The organism is Carnobacterium viridans, from assembly GCF_900102725.1.
Taxonomy (GTDB): domain Bacteria; phylum Bacillota; class Bacilli; order Lactobacillales; family Carnobacteriaceae; genus Carnobacterium_B; species Carnobacterium_B viridans.
Genome location: NZ_FNJW01000008.1, coordinates 1,724,456 through 1,748,304, shown reverse-complemented (window position 1 = coordinate 1,748,304; position 23,849 = coordinate 1,724,456). Strand labels below are relative to the sequence as shown.

Annotated in this window: 17 protein-coding genes and 1 rRNA gene; 1 reads left to right on the top strand and 17 read right to left on the bottom strand. The window is 37.2% G+C overall.

Annotated features, from left to right (window positions below):
* Window positions 1–125: 125 nt before the first annotated feature.
* The 15 genes from BLT48_RS09865 to pth all read right to left on the bottom strand — a co-directional run bounded on the left by BLT48_RS09865 (window position 126) and on the right by pth (window position 20,206).
* Window positions 126–1,687: ribosomal RNA gene (locus tag BLT48_RS09865) — 16S ribosomal RNA — on the bottom strand.
* 607 nt (window positions 1,688–2,294) lie between these two features.
* Window positions 2,295–3,476, bottom strand: coding sequence for an AI-2E family transporter (locus BLT48_RS09860; RefSeq protein WP_035021177.1), 1,182 nt, complete (start codon window positions 3,474–3,476; stop codon window positions 2,295–2,297).
* Between the two features lie 136 nt (window positions 3,477–3,612).
* A complete protein-coding gene (gene lysS / locus BLT48_RS09855) occupies window positions 3,613–5,112 on the bottom strand; it encodes a lysine--tRNA ligase (RefSeq protein ID WP_089977663.1) in 1,500 nt (499 codons plus the stop codon).
* A gap of 304 nt (window positions 5,113–5,416) precedes the next feature.
* Window positions 5,417–6,346, bottom strand: coding sequence for a cysteine synthase A (gene cysK / locus BLT48_RS09850; RefSeq protein WP_089977660.1), 930 nt, complete (start codon window positions 6,344–6,346; stop codon window positions 5,417–5,419).
* Between the two features lie 147 nt (window positions 6,347–6,493).
* Window positions 6,494–7,375, bottom strand: a complete 882-nt coding sequence (hslO, locus tag BLT48_RS09845) for an Hsp33 family molecular chaperone HslO (protein WP_035021174.1) — start codon at window positions 7,373–7,375, stop codon at window positions 6,494–6,496.
* Window positions 7,376–7,470: 95 nt separating this feature from the next.
* A complete protein-coding gene (gene ftsH, locus BLT48_RS09840; protein ID WP_089977657.1) occupies window positions 7,471–9,636 on the bottom strand; it encodes an ATP-dependent zinc metalloprotease FtsH in 2,166 nt (721 codons plus the stop codon).
* A gap of 104 nt (window positions 9,637–9,740) precedes the next feature.
* Entirely contained in the window at window positions 9,741–10,283 is a 543-nt protein-coding gene (hpt, locus tag BLT48_RS09835; RefSeq protein ID WP_035021171.1) for a hypoxanthine phosphoribosyltransferase, read from the bottom strand.
* A 27-nt stretch (window positions 10,284–10,310) separates the two neighbouring features.
* The gene (gene tilS / locus BLT48_RS09830) at window positions 10,311–11,720 is read right to left on the bottom strand and encodes a tRNA lysidine(34) synthetase TilS (RefSeq protein ID WP_035021169.1); all 1,410 of its coding nucleotides are present in this window, start codon (window positions 11,718–11,720) and stop codon (window positions 10,311–10,313) included.
* Between the two features lie 111 nt (window positions 11,721–11,831).
* Window positions 11,832–12,329 carry a S1 domain-containing RNA-binding protein gene (locus tag BLT48_RS09825; protein WP_035021167.1) on the bottom strand — a complete coding sequence of 166 codons (498 nt, stop codon included), beginning with the start codon at window positions 12,327–12,329 and terminating at the stop codon, window positions 11,832–11,834.
* Between the two features lie 125 nt (window positions 12,330–12,454).
* A complete protein-coding gene (locus BLT48_RS09820; protein ID WP_035021166.1) occupies window positions 12,455–12,868 on the bottom strand; it encodes an FtsB family cell division protein in 414 nt (137 codons plus the stop codon).
* 144 nt (window positions 12,869–13,012) lie between these two features.
* Window positions 13,013–13,282, bottom strand: a complete 270-nt coding sequence (locus BLT48_RS09815) for an RNA-binding S4 domain-containing protein (protein WP_089977654.1) — start codon at window positions 13,280–13,282, stop codon at window positions 13,013–13,015.
* Window positions 13,282–14,334, bottom strand: a complete 1,053-nt coding sequence (locus BLT48_RS09810; protein ID WP_089977652.1) for a MazG nucleotide pyrophosphohydrolase domain-containing protein — start codon at window positions 14,332–14,334, stop codon at window positions 13,282–13,284. The genes BLT48_RS09815 and BLT48_RS09810 overlap by 1 nt, the downstream gene beginning before the upstream one ends.
* A gap of 10 nt (window positions 14,335–14,344) precedes the next feature.
* Window positions 14,345–15,931 (bottom strand): putative polysaccharide biosynthesis protein, encoded by a 1,587-nt coding sequence (locus BLT48_RS09805; RefSeq protein ID WP_089977649.1) that lies wholly within the window; start codon window positions 15,929–15,931, stop codon window positions 14,345–14,347.
* Window positions 15,932–15,992: 61 nt separating this feature from the next.
* Window positions 15,993–19,514 (bottom strand): transcription-repair coupling factor, encoded by a 3,522-nt coding sequence (mfd, locus tag BLT48_RS09800; RefSeq protein WP_035021160.1) that lies wholly within the window; start codon window positions 19,512–19,514, stop codon window positions 15,993–15,995.
* A 116-nt stretch (window positions 19,515–19,630) separates the two neighbouring features.
* Window positions 19,631–20,206, bottom strand: coding sequence for an aminoacyl-tRNA hydrolase (pth, locus tag BLT48_RS09795; protein WP_035021158.1), 576 nt, complete (start codon window positions 20,204–20,206; stop codon window positions 19,631–19,633).
* A 641-nt stretch (window positions 20,207–20,847) separates the two neighbouring features.
* Here pth and BLT48_RS09790 point away from each other — a divergent pair.
* Entirely contained in the window at window positions 20,848–21,822 is a 975-nt protein-coding gene (locus BLT48_RS09790; protein WP_023176637.1) for an L-lactate dehydrogenase, read from the top strand.
* Window positions 21,823–21,881: 59 nt separating this feature from the next.
* On the opposite strand, the gene BLT48_RS09785 is transcribed toward BLT48_RS09790, so the two are convergent.
* Window positions 21,882–23,219 (bottom strand): M20 family metallopeptidase, encoded by a 1,338-nt coding sequence (locus tag BLT48_RS09785; RefSeq protein WP_023176636.1) that lies wholly within the window; start codon window positions 23,217–23,219, stop codon window positions 21,882–21,884.
* Window positions 23,220–23,408: 189 nt separating this feature from the next.
* On the bottom strand, window positions 23,409–23,840 hold the full coding sequence (locus tag BLT48_RS09780) for a NusG domain II-containing protein (protein WP_035021155.1): 432 nt from the start codon (window positions 23,838–23,840) through the stop codon (window positions 23,409–23,411).
* Window positions 23,841–23,849: the final 9 nt, after the last annotated feature.

Here is a 23,849-nt window from a genome sequence, read left to right as displayed (position 1 = left end):
TAACTTTATCCAGTTTTCAAAGAACAACGTCTTGCCGCAACCAAAGTTGCGTTTTTGAGAAGATTAGACCTCTCAAAACTAAACAAAGTAAGTACGAATGTGTGGGTTTCCGTTATATTCCTTAGAAAGGAGGTGATCCAGCCGCACCTTCCGATACGGCTACCTTGTTACGACTTCACCCCAATTATCTGTCCCACCTTAGGCGGCTGGCTCCCAAAAGGGTTACCTCACCGACTTCGGGTGTTACAAACTCTCGTGGTGTGACGGGCGGTGTGTACAAGACCCGGGAACGTATTCACCGCGGCGTGCTGATCCGCGATTACTAGCGATTCCGGCTTCATGTAGGCGAGTTGCAGCCTACAATCCGAACTGAGAATGGCTTTAAGAGATTAGCTTGGCCTCGCGACCTTGCGACTCGTTGTACCATCCATTGTAGCACGTGTGTAGCCCAGGTCATAAGGGGCATGATGATTTGACGTCATCCCCACCTTCCTCCGGTTTATCACCGGCAGTCTCACTAGAGTGCCCAACTGAATGCTGGCAACTAATAATAGGGGTTGCGCTCGTTGCGGGACTTAACCCAACATCTCACGACACGAGCTGACGACAACCATGCACCACCTGTCACTTTGTCCCCGAAGGGAAAGCCCTATCTCTAGGGTGGTCAAAGGATGTCAAGACCTGGTAAGGTTCTTCGCGTTGCTTCGAATTAAACCACATGCTCCACCGCTTGTGCGGGTCCCCGTCAATTCCTTTGAGTTTCAACCTTGCGGTCGTACTCCCCAGGCGGAGTGCTTAATGCGTTAGCTGCAGCACTGAAGGGCGGAAACCCTCCAACACTTAGCACTCATCGTTTACGGCGTGGACTACCAGGGTATCTAATCCTGTTTGCTCCCCACGCTTTCGAGCCTCAGCGTCAGTTACAGACCAGAGAGTCGCCTTCGCCACTGGTGTTCCTCCACATATCTACGCATTTCACCGCTACACGTGGAATTCCACTCTCCTCTTCTGCACTCAAGTTCTCCAGTTTCCAATGACCCTCCCCGGTTGAGCCGGGGGCTTTCACATCAGACTTAAAGAACCGCCTGCGCTCGCTTTACGCCCAATAAATCCGGACAACGCTTGCCACCTACGTATTACCGCGGCTGCTGGCACGTAGTTAGCCGTGGCTTTCTGGTTAGATACCGTCAGGGGATGAGCAGTTACTCTCATCCTTGTTCTTCTCTAACAACAGAGTTTTACGATCCGAAAACCTTCTTCACTCACGCGGCATTGCTCCGTCAGACTTTCGTCCATTGCGGAAGATTCCCTACTGCTGCCTCCCGTAGGAGTCTGGGCCGTGTCTCAGTCCCAGTGTGGCCGATCACCCTCTCAGGTCGGCTACGTATCATCGCCTTGGTGAGCCATTACCTCACCAACTAGCTAATACGCCGCGGGTCCATCCATAAGCGGCAGCCGAAGCCACCTTTTTTCCATTCGCCAGGAGGCGATTAGAAGTATGCGGTATTAGCATCCGTTTCCGAATGTTATCCCCCTCTTATGGGCAGGTTACCCACGTGTTACTCACCCGTCCGCCACTCTTTGACTTCGGTGGGTGCAAGCACCCGGTGAAATCAAAGCGTTCGACTTGCATGTATTAGGCATGCCGCCAGCGTTCGTCCTGAGCCAGGATCAAACTCTCATATAAAATGATGCTTGAAGCTCATATTGATTGCTAGCGAATAATTATTCACTAATTTTGTTACTGTTGACTTAGCACTGCTAAGTCACCCTCACATTTGGTTCGTCTTACTTTGTTTAGTTTTCAAAGGTCTAAAGTGTGTTGTTTCGTTTGTGACAACTCATTAATAATATCATCTAGCGAATCGTCTGTCAACAACTTTTTGTTTTTTCTTTTTTTGCTGTGTTGGTTTGTTTCAACCTGTCTCAGCGACATGTATTAATATAACAGGGATTCAGAGTATCGTCAACATCTTTCGGCTAAAATTTAAAAAGAATTTTTAGAAGCGAACTTTAAAAATCACCGTCTTTGTCAGAAAGCGTTATTCTTTATCAAATAACGAATGAATATAATGCATTCTTTAATAACGTTCAATTTGAATGAACTTCCATTTTTCTACATATTTATCCCTTTTACTTAAAATAGACTTATTATAAAAGATACTTTGAAACCCTTATATAGCCATTAATATCAAAAAGGACCTTTTAACCCTATTAAGTAATAGGGTTAAAAGGTCCTTTCGATATATAAATCGAGTACTTTGTTCTTATTAGCTCTCTTAGAAACTCTGCATTTATTTTTTTTCTTGGTATTTATCTGGAGTAAATTCTGTATTTTCGTAATTACCTGCTTCATCGCCATAATACTTATTGTAGCGTTGTTTAAATTTCCGAAATACAAATGTTGCCAACACTCTTGAAATAGCATAAATCGGTACTCCTAAAATCAAGCCAACAAAACCAAGCAAATCCCCTAAAACAAGCAAGACAATGATTATCGTCAATGGATGGACGTTTAAATTCTTACCCATAATATTTGGCTCAATTAAGTTTCCATCTACGAACTGTACGACTACCCAAACGATGATCAATTTAAGAACCATAAACCATGAAATAGTAAATGCTACGATTATAGCTGGTATCATCGCAAGGGCTGCTCCTATATACGGAACAATACTTGTAAAGGTTGCAACTATAGCCAATATCCCTGAGTACTCTAAACCAATGACCGTAAAACCAATGAACATCATGATTCCAAGAGATAGCGAGATTAATAATTGCCCTTTAATATATGATCCTACTTGCTCGTTGATTGTTGCAAAAATATTCTTTGTATCTTTTCTAAATTTTGGTGGAATAATATTAAGCACGTAGTTAAAAAACTTTTCATCATCTTTCAATAAGAAAAAGGCAATTATCGGAAATGTCACGATTACTACTACTACATTTGAAACCGTAGAGAAAACACTTGTTAATCCACTTACTGCTGTATCAAAATAACTGACAACGACACTTGGTAGATTGCTTACCCAGCCATCCAGCCATTCTATAAAATCACTTGTCGCATTTTCTAATGGCGTATTCGCTACCCAACTTAAGATAGTTGTTCCCATTGAATCTACATAGGAAGGAAAATTATTAACCAAACTCGTTACTTGTTCTTGTATTGGAGGAAATGCTAATGCTACCAAACCAGCTAAAATACCAATAATGGCAATAAATAAAATGATTACTCCCCAAATTCGCTTTATTTTATGTCTTTCCATCCAGTCAACAACAGGATTTAACAGGTAATAAAAAATGAACGCTAAGATCAATGGAGCTACTAAAGTAGAAAAGATAACTTTTAATGGTTCAAAAATAAAAGAAATAGCGTTATAAATATAAATGATTATTCCTAACATGATAAGAATTAGCAGGGTGAAGAGAATATTCGTGCCACCCAGATAATTCATAAATTTTGTTTTCTCTTTCATTAGATACCTCCTTATTTTTTGATTTGCTGTATTGCACATTTATGTAATGTAATCTAATGCTCCTTTATCTTAAACTACTTTATATCTAAAGTAAAAAAAATCAATCTCTTTATAGAGATTGATTTCACTTTTTATTTTATTGATTACGCATTGTTGGAAATAACAGGACATCTCGAATAGATTGAGCATCGGTTAATAACATCACTAAACGGTCGATTCCGATTCCTAACCCACCTGTTGGAGGCATACCATACTCTAAAGATTCAATGAAATCTTCATCGATCATATGAGCTTCGTCATTTCCTAATGCACGTTCTTTCATTTGTGCTTCAAAACGTTCTCTTTGATCTATCGGATCATTTAGTTCACTAAATGCATTTCCATACTCATGTCCTACGATAAATGCTTCAAAACGATCTGTAAAGCGAGGATCTTCTGTGTTTTTCTTAGCTAATGGTGAAATTTCTAGAGGATGGCCGTAGATAAATGTCGGTTGAATCAATTTATCTTCTACAAATTTTTCAAAAAATTCATTTACTACATGGCCAAACTGGCTATGCTCAGTTACAGGAACATCATGTTCTTTAGCTAATGCACGAGCTTCTTCGTCTGACATGTGTTGCCAAAAATCTACCCCTGAATGTTCTTTTATCGCATCAACCATATGTTGTCTCTTCCAAGAAGACTCTAAATCAATCGCTTGTTCATTGTACGTAATTTGCCCTGTACCTAATACACGTTGTGCTACGGTACGGATCAATCCTTCAACTAAGTCCATTACATCTTCAAAATCAGTATAGGCAGTATAAGCTTCCAACATCGTAAACTCTGGGTTATGAGTTGTATCTACTCCTTCATTACGGAACACGCGACCAATTTCATAAACCTTTTCCATTCCACCAACGATTAATCGTTTCAAATGCAATTCAAGAGCTATACGCAAGTAAAGTTCCATATCTAAAGCATTGTGGTGTGTAATGAATGGACGTGCAGCAGCTCCACCGGCTAAATTATGCAAAGTCGGAGTTTCCACTTCTAAGTAATCTTGTTCATTTAAATAGTTACGAACTTCGCGAATAATTTGACTACGTTTAGTAAAACGATCAAAACTTTCTCGGTTACTGATTAAATCTAAATAACGTTGACGGTAACGTTGTTCAACATTTGTCAATCCATGGTATTTATCTGGTAATGGACGCAATGCTTTTGACAACTGGGTAATTGAAGTTGGTTTAATCGTTACTTCACCTGTGTCAGTTTTCATAATTGTTCCAGTAACACCAATAAAGTCTCCTAAATCTGCATTTTTAAAAGTCTCATAGTCTTCTTCGCCAACAGTATCTTTACGAACATAAATTTGAATTTGTCCTTTACGATCTTGTAAGTGAGCAAACCCAACTTTACCTTTACCGCGTTTAGTCATAATACGACCTGCAACAGTTGCTGTATCTTCTTTTTCAGCTATTTCTTCTTTAGTAAATTCATCATACGCTTCATGTAGTTCATTGGATAGATGCGTTCTTTCGAAACGCCCACCAAAAGGATTCACATTACGCTCACGTAAGGTATCAAGCTTTTCACGGCGGACAATCAATTGATCATTTAATTCTTCTTGGTTTAGTTCTTCGTGGCTCATTATTTCCGCTCCATTTCTGTTATAAATTCGTTCGTACTCAAATCATCACTCTTAATAATGCCAACATAACGAAAAAAAAGCAAGGAAATTACAAATGTTCTCATGCATTTCCCAACTTTTTTTATTTCACTTTCTTATTTAGCAACTAACTTAAGTGGTTTTCAATTCATGTTCTTCTAATCTTATGATTTAGACTTCCTATAAGAATTTTATAAGTTGTATATTAACATACTTCATAAACTAGTTAAAGAAGAAACAAAAAAAGGCTGAGACTTTAGCGACTCAACCTTTCACTTGATTTTTCTTAATCGACGTATGGGAAAACAGCCATTGACAGGTAACGTTCCCCATTATCTGGTGCTACGGTAATAACTTTTTTACCTTGACCTAATTTTATCGCTACATCAATTGCTCCTTTAATTGCAGCACCTGAAGAGATACCAACTAACAAGCCTTCTTCTGCAGCTAAACGACGTGTCATCTCAAAAGCTTCATCACTTGAAACTTGTAAAACTTCGTCATAGATAACCGTATCTAACACGTTGGGCACAAACCCTGTACCGATACCTTGTATTTTATGTGGTCCTTTAGCTCCACCACTTAGAACAGGCGATTCAGTTGGTTCTAAAGCATAGATTTTAACAGCAGGATCCGCTTGTTTCAAGACTTGTCCAACACCTGTTAAGGTCCCCCCAGTACCGACTGCTGAAACAAATGCATCTGGTGCAACTCCGCCAAAAGCTTCTAAAATCTCTGGACCAGTAGTAGCAGCATGTACGGCAGGATTAGCAATATTTTCAAATTGCATAGGCATAAAATAACCTTTTGATTCTGCAAGTTCTTTTGCTTTGTTAATTGATGCTGTTATTCCATCCGCTCCTGGTGTTAGAATAAGTTCTGCACCATAAGCTTTCAATAACTTTCTACGTTCTATACTCATTGTATCAGGCATAACAAAAATAGCTTTGTAGCCTTTTGCAGCTGCAATCATTGCTAAACCAACTCCTGTGTTTCCACTTGTTGGTTCTATAATTGTAGTGCCCGGTTTTAATTTACCTTCTTGTTCCGCTACTTCGATCATATTTAATGCGATACGATCTTTCACACTTCCACCAACGTTAAATGATTCGAGTTTTACATAAACCTCCGCTGCATCTGCAGGAACGACTTTTGTTAAACGAATAATAGGCGTTTCTCCAATTAAATCCGTTACAGAATGAACTACTTTTACCATATGATGTTACCTCCTAAAATTAAGTTCTTTATCCTTTTAGTTTAAAGTTTATCGCTTACAATATCAAGCACAACGGTTTATTTGTCAAATGTGCATAAAAAAAGCCTAGACAGTAGATCGTTCTCTACCGTCTGAGGCTTAATTGCATTAACTTCTTGAACTTTCTTTTAATTCTTCTAATTCTTCAACAGTATATTGGTAATGTTTGCCACAGAAATGACAACTAGCTTCTGCACCTTGATCTTCAGTGATCATATCATCAATCTCTTTTTCACCTAAAGCAATGATTGCTCTAGCAAAACGATCTTTTGAACAGTCACACTTAAAGGCTACAGGAGATTTTTCTAAAATTTTAGCATTGCCTTCGCCTACCAAACGTTCCAGAATCTCCTCAGGTTTTTCTCCACTATCCATTAATTGAGATACCATCGGAATGGATGCAATACTTTCTTCTAGTTTAATAATGGTTTCTTCAGTTGCACCAGGCATAACTTGAATCATGAATCCGCCAGCTGTTTTTATCGATTCATCCGTATCTACAAGAACACTTAATCCAAATGCTGAAGGTGTTTGTTCAGAATTCGCCATGTAGTAAGTGAAATCTTCTCCTAATTCTCCACTAACAAGAGGAACTTGACCTGCAAAAGTATCTTTCATTCCGAGATCTTTCGTTACAGTCAAAGTACCTTGAGTACCAACTGCTCCACGGACATCAATTTTCCCAGCATCATTCAATTCCAAACTTACTTTCGGATTAGCAATGTATCCTTTTACTTCACCTTTTCCGTTACTGTCTACTATGATGTGTCCAGCTGGACCATCACCTTCAACTTTAACCGTGATTTTTTCCTTTCCTTTTAAAGTAGCACCTAGCAATAACGCTCCGATCATTGTACGACCTAGAGCCGCTGATGATGCGCTCCATGTATCATGTCTCTGTTGTGCTTCTCTTACTGTTTCGGTTGCATCGATTGTATACACGCGTACTTGTCCATCAAAACAGATGCTTTTCAATAAATAATCTGACATTTTTTTATCCCCTTTTGTGTTTTAGTAAGTGAAAATCCAGTACAAAAGAGGGACGCAACATGGTCGCATCCCTCTTTTAATTTTCGTTTGTTAGATTACGAACGTTTTGAAGAATCATCTTCTGATTTATCTTCTGAATCTTTATCAAAATCAAGATCATCATCTGTGCCTAGTTCTTTTTTAACTTCTTCAACGATGTCTTTGTCATCGCCTTGAACAGAACGTCTAGCTTCTTCTTCCTCTTCTAGCTCTTTTTTCAAACGAGCGGCTTCTTTAGCTTCACGAGCTTTTTTTACTTCTTCGAAAGAAGCACCTTCTGATTCATGTGGAAATTCTTCTTTCGAACCATTAGTAGCTGGAGGCATTTCACCTGTTTCAAACAAACTCTTAATTGTACGTTCATCTAATGTTTCAATCTCAAGAAGTTTTTCAGCAATTAATTTGTGCTCTGCTTTGTATTGTTCCAAGATTCTACGAGCTTCACTATGAGCTTCAACAATAATACGACGAACTTCTTGATCAATTTCATAAGCAATTTGTTCAGAATAAGCTTTAGTTTGACCATAATCGCGTCCTACAAATACTTGATGATTTCCTTCGTATTGAACAGGACCTAATTTTTCACTCATACCATATTCGGTAACCATACTACGAGCTAACTGAGTTGCTTGTTGGAAGTCATTGCTTGCTCCAGATGATTGAGAATTAAATACCATCTCTTCTGCTACACGTCCACCTAACAAACCAACGATTTGTTCAAACATTTCTTTTTTAGTCATTAAGAAGCGATCTTCTTTAGGAAGCATGATTGCGTATCCGCCAGCTTTCCCACGAGGGACAATCGTAACTTTATGAACGACACGTGCATCATTTAGAACCATTCCGACAATTGTATGTCCAGATTCATGATAAGCAACCATTGCACGTTCTGTTTTGCTTATGACACGATCTTTTTTAGCTGGACCAGCAATAACGCGGTCTTGAGCTTCATCAAGATCAAGTGCATCAATTTCTTTTTTATTCCGACGAGCTGCTACTAGAGCTGACTCATTTAACAAGTTTTCTAAATCGGCTCCAGAGAATCCTGGAGTTTGTCTTGCTACAACTGCTAAGTCAACATCAGGCGCCAAAGGTTTGTTTTTAGCATGTACTTTCAAGATAGCTTCACGACCCTTAACATCAGGACGACCAACTAAAATTTGACGGTCAAAACGACCTGGACGTAACAAAGCTGGATCTAAGACGTCGGAACGGTTTGTAGCAGCAATGACGATAACTCCTTCATTTCCTGCAAAACCATCCATTTCAACTAGCAATTGATTTAATGTTTGCTCACGTTCGTCATGTCCGCCACCCATTCCGGCTCCACGTTGACGACCAACTGCATCGATTTCATCAATAAAGATAATTGCTGGCGCTGCTTTTTTAGCATTTTCAAACAAGTCACGTACACGACTTGCCCCTACCCCAACAAACATTTCAACGAATTCTGAACCTGAAATTGAGAAGAATGGTACCCCTGCTTCTCCGGCAACAGCTTTCGCAAGTAACGTTTTACCCGTTCCTGGAGGTCCTTCTAACAAGACACCTGCTGGAATACGAGCTCCTAAAGCGGCAAAACGTCTAGGATCTTTCAAGAACTCCACTACTTCTACAAGTTCTTCTTTTTCTTCGTCTGCTCCTGCTACATCAGAGAAACGAACTTTACTAGCTTTGCTGTCTGCTTCTTTAGCTTTTGATTTACCGAAGTTCATCACGCCACGTCCGCCTTGACCGCCTCCACCTTGACCACTTTGTCCCATCATCATGTAGATAAAGAAAACAAAAATAACTAAAGGCAATACTGAAATCAGTAATGTAACCCATATACCGGTTGTTTCTTCTTGTTGCGGTGTATATTCAATATTCTGTTCATCTGCTAATGCTGTAATCTCTTGTACAGAGGAGTCATTTTGCAAAATAGCTGTTGTAAATGTTGTATTTGCTGTTTCTGTTGTTCCAAAAATATCAACACCTTGACTAGAACTTTCCTCTGCAGGTTGTTCTTCTCGATATTCTCCAGTAATTTGGTACACTCCAGCGCTAGGCTGAATCGTAAATGATTTTATTTTATTCTCTTCTAATTGAGTAACGAATTCACTAGCTGAAAGGGTTGTACTATTCTGTCCTGAGTTTCCACCGGTTGCCCAAGTTACAATTCCTATTATGACTAAGAAAACGATCGCATAGAAGAACCCATTTTTAAAGAGTCCTTTTTTCATTGTGCCCTCCTTCTACAAACAAACTTTTTAAGTTCAATTCTGTATTTTATTGTAAATGATTCTTAATTTTATTAATTGTAACATATTTGACCAACATTGACCATTTATTTCTCTTCGTAAATTTCAGGTTTTAAAACTCCGATATACGGTAAGTTCCGATATCTTTCAGCATAATCCAATCCATAACCAACCACAAACTCATTTGGAACTAAGAATCCAACATAATCTGCTTTAATATCTACAACGCGGCCTTCTGGTTTATCTAATAATGTGACGATTTTTACTGATCGAGCTTTGCGGTATTTAAACATATCTATCAGGTAGTTCAGTGTACGTCCGCTATCAATAATGTCTTCTACTAACAACAAATCGCGACCCTCAACAGTTGTATTTAGGTCTTTTACGATTTTCACTTCACCTGATGAAACTGTCCCACTTCCATAACTTGAAACATCCATAAAATCCATTTCTAAATAAATATCCATTTCTTTTACAAGATCAGACAAAAAAGGCATAGCTCCCTTAAGGATACCGACTACTAACGGGTTCTTATCTTGGTAGTCTCCTGTCAATTGCTTACCTAGTTCTCTTGTCTTTTCAGCTAATTCATCCTGTGAAAAAAGTACACGTTCAATATCATTTTTCATTGTTTTAAGTTCTCCTTTTCATTACGTCTACTCATATTTACTTTCATAAATGAGTATGTAATGTATTTTATCAGTTTCTGGCTCAATAGACAATCTTGATTCCTTATATTCTATTAACCAAATAATTTCTTCATTACTATCTGTTACTAAAACGGCTTCTTCTCGTTTATTTCGCGGGATTTTTTGATCAATAAACAAATCCTTAATTTTTTTGCTCCCGGTTTCTAATCCTTTTAACGTCATGCGGTCTCCCGGCTTTCGATTCCTAACCTGTAAGGGTAACTGAATACTTTCTGGATTTAACCAAACAACTTTTTTTGTATGATCTGTATCTACTGATTCTTTCGTAGCTTCAAATAGACCTAGCCTTCCACCATTGGATAGAGATAACCACTCCCCTAGATTCAATGGATAAGTATCTTGTATTTTTTTAGTAGCAACCTCTTGTTCATCTTCTTTAAAAAAGTAAAATTTATGATATATTTTTTGACCGATCCAATTTCCAGGTAAGTTCAGTTGACTATTTGGCTTATCTTTTTCAATTAAATCAATTATCTGTACTTGATGTTTTCTGCCAACTTCACTAACTTCTTTATGAAATAGGCTGTTAAATACAATCTGCATTACTTGACGTTTCATTGCAGGTTCAAAGGTTAAAAATAAGGGTACATCCAATTCCCAACAAAAGGGCCCTTTTTGAAAGCAGACAGTTGATGCTTGGTTTTCAATTTCCTTTTTAGCTAGTATGATCACATCTTGCAAATCAGATGAAAAATCCGAGAAATGAGTCAATACTTGCTTATTTTCTTTTTTTAGCAATGGAATGATTTGATGCCTGTAACGATTTCTTGTGTACTCCAAGCTGTCATTTGACTCATCTTCATAAAAAGATAATGACCGTTCTTGGCTATACTGGTAGAGTATTTTTTTACTATAATCTAACAATGGTCGAGTTAGTCGTTTCCCGTAAAAGTTTCGATTCTTTTTTATTCCTGCAATACTTTCTAATTGACCACCACGGACCAGCCTCATTAAAATAGTTTCCATTTGATCATCCTTATGATGCCCAGTAAGCAGATGCGTAGCTTGCTGTTCTTTCAGTACTTCATGAAAAAAAGCATATCTAAACTCTCTAGCTGCTGCCTCTACTCCTTCAATCGGATGTTCCCTCACAGGCCATCTTTTTAAAAAAAATGGAATTCTATTAGTCGCACAGTACTCAGAAAGAAATTTTTCTTCTTCTATAGAAGCTTGTCTTAATTGGTGGTTTACATGGACAACTCCAAACCAAGGTCTGATGACATCTGGTAATCGCTGAATCAAATCTACTAATACCATAGAATCAACGCCACCAGATACAGCTAACAGCAAACGATCCGTCGACTTCCAATAGAGGTTGTTTTGACAACGCTCTAAAAAATCAAAATACATATCCATTTTAACTGCTCCTTTACGTTCAATCTGGTTATTCTCGTGATTACTAGATAGACTCAACTCTCTTGAATACAACATAAAAAAGGATAAGTTTCCTTATCCTTCAGCATTTTTTTAGTTACGACGCCCGCCGCGTCCGCCGCGTTTTCCTTCTGTGTTACGTTTAAGAGAAGTTAAGCGATCATCACTGTCTTTTAAGAATGAACTCATCAATGAATCAAAATCTTCTTTCTTCGGACCCGCATTTCTTGATCCTCGGTCTGTTTTTTGGTAACCAGTACTACTGCGACTTGGGCTGCTGCTTTCGCGACGCCCTTGGTAACTGCTACTACTGCTGCTAGTTCTTTCGCGAGATGGAGCAGTTGTTTCAACCGGTTTATCTACAGCACGTCTAATAGAAAGGCCAATTTTACCGTCATCTCCAATGGACATTACTTTAACAGTAACTTGTTCTCCTACTTTTAACACGTCTTTGATATCCTTAATAAAGCTATCTGAAACTTCACTAATGTGAACTAACCCTGTTTTTCTATCACCTAAATCGATGAACGCACCAAAATTTGTAATTCCTGAAACAGTACCTGTAACTTTTTCTCCAACTTCAATCGACATATAAAATTGCTTCCTCCTTAAAACTTGTACGGTTATTATACCATGTTATCTTGTGACATAAAACGATTATTTAATTTATTGAACCTAAAATCACTCTACTAAACGATTCTTATTTATTAGTTTGGTTATTCTTCAGAATTCGGTGTTTTTTCAATTTCATTAGCTGCATTGTCTTCAGGTAAACTAAAAATAATTTCATTCTCTTCAGATAAATAATACTGACTACGGGCTACTTTAGCAACATAATCTTCATCTTCTAACTTTTTAATTTGATTATTTAAATTTTCTTGTTCTTTTTCAACTAGCTTTAGTTCGTTTTGAGCTTCTTTTTTTTCCTGCTCCATTTGAGAGATTGTTTGAGTATTTGACCATATATTGATGGCAAATCCTGAAACAAAGAAACAGCTGATAGCAAGAATGCCAGCGATTCTTCTACGCATATGACGTTTGTGTTTGCGTTCTCGAAGAGCCTGAAGTGTTTTATTATGTGTATATTCATTCGTTAACTTAGCCACTTTTGTTTGGTTTTCTTTCTTCATAAAAACGATTCACCTTCTATTCTCACTTTATGAAATGATTATAGCAAGAAAGCAGTTACTTTGTCTATCTATCAGCTAAAATACACTAACTGTTTTTTAGCTATACCATCTAAAAGGGACGTTGGTTAAATCATTTTCATAGACTTAGTTAGTCGGTTCTTCTCTATACGTTTCACTAACAATACTAAACATTTCTTTTGATTCATCCTTTTTAGTTGTCTCAACAATTTTATCAATTTTAACGACTAATGTTTTATTTCCAAATGAGATCGTTAATTCATCTCCTACTTTTACATCTGAAGAAGATTTAGCCGGTATACCATTAATTTGAATACGGCCTTTATCTGCTACTTCTTTTGCAATCGTACGTCGTTTAATGATGCGAGATACTTTCAAAAATTTATCTAATCTCATTATTTGTTCCTCTTTTCTTCTGCTTTTATTTTTTGCCAAATTGCGTCGACTTCTTCTGGTGTTTCTGCTTTAACACCATCAAAAACGTGTGGGTGACGGCGACGAAGTTTTTTATTTAAAGTCTCAATCACTTCTTCAAATGAAAAATATCCTGTCTGCTCGCCAAAATTTGTGTGGTAGAGTACTTGCATCAAAACATCGCCTAACTCTTCTACCATATTATCAATATCATCATTTTCAACTGCTGCTTTAAATTCCAGCACTTCTTCTTCCATATAAGCAACTAAAGTCTCATGATTTTGTTCTTTTATCCAAGCATCACCATTTTCTCCTGTAATAGCATCCATATAATACTGGACAGTCTGAAATGATTTTGTTCGTTCATCTACTGCTAATGGAGGAACGTATAACGATGTTAAATTATGAACACCTTCCATGCGATCCAGTTCAAATAAGGGCAACCATTCTATTTTTTCATTCTTGCCCCCTGCTTCATGAACTAACGCTACTAAATGTTCGTCAGGGTACTTCTCCATTAAAGTTAATTTTACCTCACTTGCAATATATTCATTGAAAACTTGCATAACAATAATATGCTGACTGGCTTCCAATTGATCTTGATTTAAGCTTAATGCATCAACCAATTGAAATCCTTCAACTGGATCAATTTTGACTGCTTGAAAAAGATCGTCTAAGAAACTTTTCCCACCTTTGATCTCAATTGAAATACCTGATTCATTTTCCAATAACAATTGAACGGACTTTTCAGCTACCATTGGATGTCCTGGAACAGCATAAATAATATCTTCTTTTTGAGCTGCTGTTAGCAATTCTTTAACAATGGTCTTATAAACATCTTCGAATTGATCGTTCCCTTCATAAATTGCATCAAATGATTGAAAAACCAGCCCTTCTTGCTCTAAATCTTTCACAACTGGATGCAACTTAGTTCGCAAATACAACGGCTGTTCTTTCTTCAACAATTGATACACTCCAAAAGGAAGCTGTTCAATGTCTCCCGGACCAAGTCCAACCACTTTAATTTTCCCCATTCAGTTCCGCCTACTTTCTTAACATTTTTTTACCAAACGGAAGAGACAACCATTCACGAATCGTCAACACGCTAAGTTTTATCATTAGCCATAAAAAGACCCCAATACCTGTAACGCCACCTAGTACTGTGTAACCAAAAGCGGCTAACCGATTCTCTTCTATTAAGGCACTATTTCCAAACCATTTCATCTCGAACCATACTATAATAGCCATTACACCACAACTGAACAGCAATTTCCATCCAAAACTTTTTTCCGTTAAACTTTCCTTTATTTCTTTAGGTAAATCCCACCACATAATCATTAAGATAACCAATAAACCGATTATCGTTGCTCCACTTGAGCCAAGTGTTCCAAATTGTTCAACGAGCCACTCATTCAATCCTATTTTTATGCCTAATCCAATCAGTAAGCCGATTAAAGCTACTTGATGTTTATTTTGACTTTGAAAAATAGCATTATAAGCTCCAATTAATGATGTTAAAAAAATGGATATGCTGTATACGCTCAACACCAAACTTCCATCAGTATCGCCAAATAACACTAAATTTAAATACGGCATCAATACAATAATACCGGTAGTCGCTGCCATAGCAAAGGTTGCTGTTATCCGCATTAATGATTTTCCTGTGCGAATAAACGTTTTTCTATTCTGTTGGGCAAATGATTGACTCAGTAAAGGAATCCAACTTGCAGAAAAAGCAGTAGCGACTACCATCCCTAATTGGACAAGTGGCTGACCACGGTCATAGATCCCTTTTAAATTTTTCGCCTCAAAAGAACTCAATCCATTTTCTACTAATCCATTATAAAGTGTAAACGAATCGATCAACTGCATAAGAATGAGTAAAGCACTCAGCAAACACATCGTGACACCTTCTGTAGCAAACCGTTTTGCAACACTTGCGTAATGAACTGTTTCAGGAATTGAACCTACTTCTGTGCTTCTCTCCGACAGGTAAGACCGTTGCTTAAACAGGGCTGCACCTAAAATAATGCAAGCGACTAGACCCGCTATCCAAGAACTACTCATAGCAATGGTTCCCATTTGGTACTCATCCCATTGACTGCGCGTATACACATAAGCGGCAATTAAGATCACCGCCACACGTACAAATTGTTCTCCCACTTGAGAAATAGCTGTTGGCAGCATACGAAAGGTTCCTTGGAAATAACCCCGACTGACCGCTAAAAACGGGATTAACAAAAACAACCACGAAACGGTTTGAATAATCGGTTCTAAATTAGCATCGCCCATCCAATTCGCCATCAACTCCGCTGAAAAATAAATACCTAAGAAAAAGAGTCCCGAAAGAGTGCTTAATAAAATAAACGATTTTTTCAAGAGACTTTTCCGTTCCTCCACTGTAGACGTTTCAGCGACTAACTTGGATAAGAAGATTGGAAATCCACTTAAAGCTATAGTCATTGCAATGCCGTATATCGGATAGATTTGTTGATAAACATAAAATCCTGAATTCCCAACCATATTTTGAAAAGGAACACGGTAAACGGCACTTAAGATTTTGGCAATAAAAGCCGCTACCGATAGAATGATCGCCCCATTCATCATTTTTTTCATTTGTTGATTTCCCAATTTTCTGCCCTCACTTATATGATTTAGATCAGCAATTTGCGATTCTTTTTATGGCCAAAGATTAGTCAGCCTCTTTTAAACGATAGCTAACGATATTTTGGGCAAACTTTTCAATATATCCCAACCATTGGTAGGTTGGTTCTTTTTTCAGTTGTAGCGTAACCATCAAACGGTCTTTCTTGACAGCTACATTTGCTCTTAAAGGCACTTCACTTAACGATCTAAACACTTCTTCTGCAGGCAACGACTGAGTACCTACAATAGAAAATGTTAACTCGACTTCATCGTCTGTTCGTTTGATTGTTTCTATCAGTGCACGTTCACCGTACATTTTGATTAATCCAATCGTTAACAAGTCTGCTACTTCATCTGCGTACTCCCCAAAACGATCAATTAAATCATCCTGTAGTTCTACATATTGTTCGTGTGATCTCAATTCTCGGATACGTTTGTAAATTTCAATTTTTTGACGTTCATCTTCTATATACGTACCTGGTAGATAAGCGTTGATTCCTAAATCAATTTCAACTTGCGTTTTTTCTTCTTTCGCGTCTATCCCTCGTTTACGAGCTACTGCTTCACTTAACATCTCTGAATACAAATCAAATCCAACTGAATCAATAAACCCATGTTGCTGTGCTCCCAATAGGTTTCCAGCACCACGAATCGATAAGTCACGCATGGCGATTTTAAATCCTGAGCCTAGTTCAGTAAAATCTTTAATCGCTTGTAATCTTTTTTCGCTGACTTCATTTAGCACTTTATTTGGCTGATACAAGAAGTAGGCATATGCAACACGATTACTTCTACCTACGCGACCGCGCAATTGGTACAATTGTGATAATCCCATATGATCTGCATTCTCTACAAACAACGTATTTACATTGGGCATATCGACACCAGTCTCAATGATCGTAGTGGTGACTAACATGTCGTATTCCCCTTCAATAAATTGCAGCAACGTGTTCTCAAGTTGTCCTTCTGTCATTTGCCCATGGGCATAGCCGATTCTCGCGTCTGGAATCAACTGTTGTAGTTCATCTACTTTTTTCTCAATCGTGGCTACTCGATTATATAAATAAAAGACTTGTCCGCCACGTGCCATTTCTCGTTCAACAGCTTCACGTATTGCTCCTAGATTTTGTTCCATTACATATGTCTGAACCGGATAACGATTTGCAGGTGGAGTTTCGATAACAGATAAGTCTCTTACACCTAGCATAGACATATGAAGCGTTCGTGGAATAGGTGTTGCAGTTAAGGTTAGGACATCCACTTGCGCTTTTAACTGTTTTAATTTCTCTTTATGCTTCACACCAAATCGTTGTTCTTCATCTACTATCAGTAAACCGATATCTTGAAATTCAATATCTTTTGATAAAATACGGTGTGTTCCGACCACAATATCAACTTGTCCTTTTTTTAGACCTGCTATCGTTTCATTCTGCTGTTTTTTTGTTCGGAAACGACTCAATAAACCAATCTCAATCGGAAAATCAGCAAAGCGTTGCAGCATCGTTTCATAGTGCTGTTGCGCTAAAATAGTTGTTGGCACTAAAAAGGCTGCTTGTTTTCCTTCTTGAACAGCTTTAAAAATTGCCCGCATTGCTACTTCTGTTTTACCATATCCAACATCACCAACGAGTAAACGATCCATTGGTTTTTTCTGTTCCATATCATGTTTGATCTCAGCAGTACTACGCAATTGATCATCTGTTTCTGTATACGGAAAAGCATTCTCAAATTCCTCTTGATAGGCATCATCTGGAGAAAATGCATACCCTACTTCTTGTTCTCGGGCAGCGTATAGCTCAATGAGTTCATCCGCGATGTCTTCAATTTTAGTCGCCACTTTTTTCTTTGTTTTAGCCCATTCTGTTCCGCCTAATTTATTAACTCTTGGCGTTTTCGCTTCGGAAGAAACATATTTTTGCAGTAAATTAAGTTGAGTTACAGGAATAAATAATTTCGCATCATCTTTATAAATGATCGACATATAATCTTGATGAATGCCATCAATTTCAAGAGTTTCCATTCCCGTATATTTCCCAATCCCGTGATTAACATGGACAACGTAATCCCCAGGATTCAGTTCGCTGTAACTTTTCAACCGTTCTGCATTGGATAGTGTTTGGCGTCTAGCAGTTTTCTTAGTGACTTTATTGAATAGCTCTCGTTCGGTAATGACTACCAGTTTATCTGTCGGCATCTCAAAACCTGACTGAACATACCCTTCAACGATTTGCACTTTTTCAAGTTCAAGCCTAGCAGGCTTGACTATTTTACTCGTAATTTCAAAATCTTTGAACGTTTGATGTACTTTTTTAGCTCGATCAGTATTTGGCACCATAATGATAATCGTATTTTTTTGTTTTATCCAACGATCCATCTCTGTTTTAAGTAACGGCATTTGACCAAAAAACTGCTGCATATTCCGATATTGAAAAGCATGAATGTGATTAAACCGAGTATTTCCCATTCCTTTTTGAAAAACTGCAAAGTATAAGATACTCGTGTTTAATGCTTTTAATTGATCACGAAAATTATTTGAAAAGACTTGATTTTGCAAAATGCGTCGCTCACTCAGTTTACTAATTACCCATTCCGCTTCTTCTTCACTTAACCGACGATCAGTATCCATTATCCTAGGATACTCATCCATCACAACAATTCCTTTTTTACTCATGTAATCCAATACACTATTTTTTTCAGGATAAATAAAATCTGTAAACATCGTTAATTCATCAATTGGTTCACCTTTTTGGAAAGCATCTGAAATAGGTGTCATTTGCTTGATAAACGTTTGTTTTTCGGAAGCATCTTGTATTAAGCTCAGATTTCTTTCGACAGCTTTACTAAATTTAGGTGCTGCAGCCGTTAATTGTTCTTTGGTATAAACGGTATCTGTTGCGGGAAGAATAGTTGCTTTTTCAATTGTTTGAATGGAACGTTGTGTAGCAGCATCAAAATAACGCAACGAATCAATTTCAGTATCAAACAAGTCAATCCGAATTGGAAATTCTTCGGTTAAAGAATAAATATCGACAATTCCACCGCGAATACTAAATTCACCAGGACTATTCACTAATTGTTGGCGAGTATAGCCCATATCTACTAATCGCTGAGATAAATGAGTTAAATCCAGTTCCCCTCCTTGTTTGATTGTAAATTGTGCGGCCTGCCATATTTCTTTTGGCGGCAATAATTTACGCACACCCGCAAGAGGTACAATCACAACACCAAATTTTTCAGATAACAAAAAATCTAATGTTGCTACTCGTTCAGCTCTTGCCTCAGGTGAAGCTACAGACATTTCTGCATAGATCATTTCATCAACCGGAAAAAGATGTAGTCGGTCTTCAGGTACCCAATCTGCAAAATCTTCCATCAACTGATTGGCATGAAATAAATTATGCGTCACAATAATAAATGGCTTTTTCTTTTCTGCTACTAACGTACTCAGGACTAACGTTCTTGCTGAACCAGATAATCCTGTTATCAATTGTGATTGATGTTGCTCTAGTTGATCTAGCAAAGCTTTAACATCAGGCGCATCAGCTAGTATTTTTTTTATATCTCCCACTGTAAGAGCTCCTTCCAATCTATTTTTTTATTTACAAACAGATCATTAAACTGAACAAAAGAAGCTCAGAATTTTCTGGGCTTCACTACTTTTTTTAGTTTCACATTTTCTGTTTTTTATGCGTTCTTTTTTTTATTAAATTGATTCATAACTTCTAAAAACGGATGTCCTTCTATCCAATACTCTAGCGCTGCTACACTATCCTTGATCGTAATCAACAGTTCTTCGTGCTGACTTTTAGGAAAACCACTTAATACATGCTGTACAACAGTTTGTTTCCCCACTGGACGATCGATTCCAATTCGAATACGGTTGAAGTCTGCTGTATCTATGTGTTGAATAATACTCTTAATCCCATTGTGTCCGCCTGCACTACCTTTTTGACGCAAGCGTAATTTTCCAACAGGCAAATCTAAATCATCATAAATAATAACTAAGTCCTTTACTTCCACATTAAAATAATCCATTAACTGACGAACAGCTCTTCCCGAATCATTCATAAATGTTTGCGGTTTTACTAAAAGAACTTTTTCAGTTCCAACAAACGCTTCTGCATACAGTGATTCAAATTTCGTTTTACTAAACTCCATTTTGTGCTGAATCGCAAATTCATCCACTGCAATAAAACCAATATTGTGTTTTGTGTTTTTATATTTTGCGCCAGGGTTTCCCAAGCCAACTATCATTTTCATTATTTAGTACACTCCAGTTGATTATTTCACATTTCTTTTTTTATCCATTCTTTTTATCCATTCAATGGATACTAAGCATTTTTTACGCAAAAAAGCGCCGCACGAAAAAAATTCGTCCAGTAACAATTTCATATAGTATACCACAGTTCTATGGGTTTTCTCTAATCTTTATGTCTAAATCTTTTCAAAAGACTTACAGACTTTCCCATCAAAATTTTCATTCTCTCATTCTATTACGTACTGATCGTTCGGCCATTATTATTGCCCTATCTCTCTTACTACCATTGGTTTTTTAAAAAAAATTCAATGAATTTAATCTTTTTATTTTCAAATTATCATCTATTCATCACTTTTTGCTTTGAAATACTACACTTTAGTTATATGATGTAAGCGAAAGTATACAAAAGACTTTCGTTTTTCTACTATTTGTTTCGGCCGAACGCTTTAATTAATAAACCTAGACATTTGAACCTGATTTATGTAAACAAATAGATTTTTTTCACATAATTTTTTCGAAAAAAAAGCCTATTAATCAGTTTCTGTTAGTTTTGTTTATTTTTTAAATTTCGATTTACAAAAAGTTTGTTAAGTGTTACACTATCTTTAGTAAGAATAATATTTATAAAGGAGTTTGTTGCATCATGACTAAACAAGAAGTAAAAGACCACCAAAAAGTAATTTTAATTGGAGATGGAGCAGTTGGTTCTAGTTATGCCTTTGCCCTAGTAACTCAAAATATTGCTCAAGAATTAGGAATCATCGATATCGATACAAACAAAACAGAAGGAGATGCTATTGATTTATCAGATGCTTTAGTATTTACTTCTCCTAAAAAAATCTACTCAGCAAGTTATAGCGACTGCCATGACGCAGATATCGTTGTAATTACAGCTGGTGCAGCTCAAAAGCCAGGTGAAACTCGATTAGACTTAGTACAAAAAAACCTAAGAATTTTCAAAAGCTTAGTTGGTCAAGTAATGGATAGTGGCTTTGATGGTATCTTCTTAGTAGCAACAAATCCTGTAGATATATTGACTTATGCAACTTGGAAATTTTCTGGACTTCCTAAGAGCCGCGTAATTGGATCAGGTACTTCACTGGATACCGCTCGTTTCCGTCAAGCTATCGCTGAATTAACAGGCGTTGATACACGTAACGTTCATAGTTATATTTTAGGCGAACACGGAGATACAGAGTTCCCAGTATGGTCTCATGCAAACATTGCTGGACTAAGCATCAATGAGTGGATCAAAGATAATCCAGAGACTGACGAAAAAGCTCTTGTTGATGTATTCTTTAGCGTAAGAGATTCTGCTTACAATATTATTCAGAAAAAGGGTGCTACGTTCTACGGTATTGCTGTGTCACTTGCTCGGATTACAAAAGCTATCTTCAATGATGAAAATGCTGTGTTGCCTCTTTCAGTTCACTTAAACGGTGAATATGGACAAAATGATGTATTCATTGGTGCTCCAGCAATCATTAACAGACAGGGAATCCAACGCGTTATCGAGATTCCACTAAATGATTCTGAAATGGACAAAATGAATTTATCTGCATCTACATTAAAAAAAATTACTGCCGATGCATTTGAAGCTTTGGAAAAAGAAAACTAATCTTTATTAATAAAAGGAACGGAGTTGAGAATTTTTCTCGACTCCGTTCCTTTTTATTTTTATTTACAACATAATTGAGCAATTGTTTCTGCATAAATGTCCATCGCTAAATACAACTCTTCTAACTTCATACCTTCATTCTCTTGATGAGCTAGGCTTTTTGTATACGGGAAGTGAGCACCAAAAGCTACCATATTGGTCATTTTCCGAGCATAAGTTGCTCCGCCACTAGTAGTTGGTTCAGATAAGTCGCCTGTTTTATCACGATAGATAGCCATTAACGTTTGAACGAGCGGACTTTCTTTCGGAATATACAATGATGGAACAGCATCATATTCCTCATAAACCAATTTGTATTCATTGGCTGTTTTCTCCACTAGTGAAGCTATGCCTTCTATTGTGTACTTGACAGGAATTCGCAAGTCTAAAACAATCTCAGAACTTGCTTCATCTATGTGAACACTCCCTACATTAAACGTTAATTCTCCAGTTAATGCGTCTTTAACTTCTCCACAGATACTAAAGCCATTTGTTTCATTTGCAACTTTTTCTGCTAGAAAATTTATTACCGGATGAGTGTAATGAGCGGCTAAACCTTGAGCTAGTTTATTTATAGCATTAATTCCCAGTTCGGCTGTACTTGCATGAACCGCTTTTCCATTTACAGTAATCATTTGATTAGCTAGTACATAATCTATTCCTAATTCTTTTAGCGTTTCGGCAATTTCGTTTGCATCTTGACCGGTATAACTCGCTTTTCCCGGAACAACATTTGATGCTTCACCGCAATGTAAAGCAAGATTGTTACTTCCAGGCCCTATTAACTTAGCCTGTAGCAACCCTTTTTCTGCGTAAGTTAAAGGAAAGACACCATCAGGAACAAAGCCCATTGTCGGTGCTTCTTCGTTCAAGTTGTACTGATCCATACAACGCCAAAGGGTCTCTTCATCTGTACCAAAAATAAATCGGATTCGTTTATTAAAGGTTAATTCTGCATCAACCACTGCTTTAAATGCATATAAGGCAGCAATTGTAGGACCTTTATCGTCTTGACTTCCACGACCATAGATAACGCCATCCTTCACTACACCTTCAAAAGGATTAGTTTTCCATAAAGTTAAATTTCCTTCTGGTACCACATCCAAATGACAAAGGATTCCTACCAATTCTTCTCCTTGACCATAATCAGCGTAACCGTAAAAACCCGCTGGATCATGATAGGTGGTCATTCCCAATTCTTCGCAAATCACTAATGCTTCTGTCAAACAATCTTCAATCGCTTTTCCAAAAGGTGGGTTTGTCATACCATCTGAAGTATTCACAGATGGTATAGCAATCAATTTCTGCAAAGCCAAAAGACTTTCTGTTTTATGTACTTCTTTAATCATAGAATCCATACCCAAACTCCTTTTCACTTTTAAGTTTTTAAACTATTAGATAATGCGTATAGTATACTTCTACACGCATTAAATTGCAAATTAATACAGTTAAACTTAATTATATACAGTTAATATACATAAAAACTTTTTAAATGCATAAAAAATAGTTCACAACGACTATTATCTAGTCGTTGTGAACCATTTTCGTTAAAGCGGAATAATCACATCATCATCCGTTTCATTCGAATCATCTTTGGCTTTGATTTCAATAATCAATTTATGTGGCAAGCATATTGCCGTTTCACCAGGTTTACTGATCCAACCTGTTTTCACAGCAATTTGATCTGGGCTATTGTCTTCTTTATTACGAATTTTTGTTCCATCAACTTCAACAATATTGTATTGTCCTTCTGCTGGATAAAAAGTAAATGATTCTTGGGGGGTATTTTCTGTTAATTCTATTTCTTTAACTGGTTCACCATCAATAGATACTACAGCATAAATAGAGCTATTTTCATCTAGATTTTTTGTAGACTGACCAAAGATGACAAGTGGTATAAATGATCCTAATAATAATAGGATAATAATTATACCATCAAAAGGACGAACCAATTCTAAATGATCTTTAAATTTTTTCATATCTTTTGA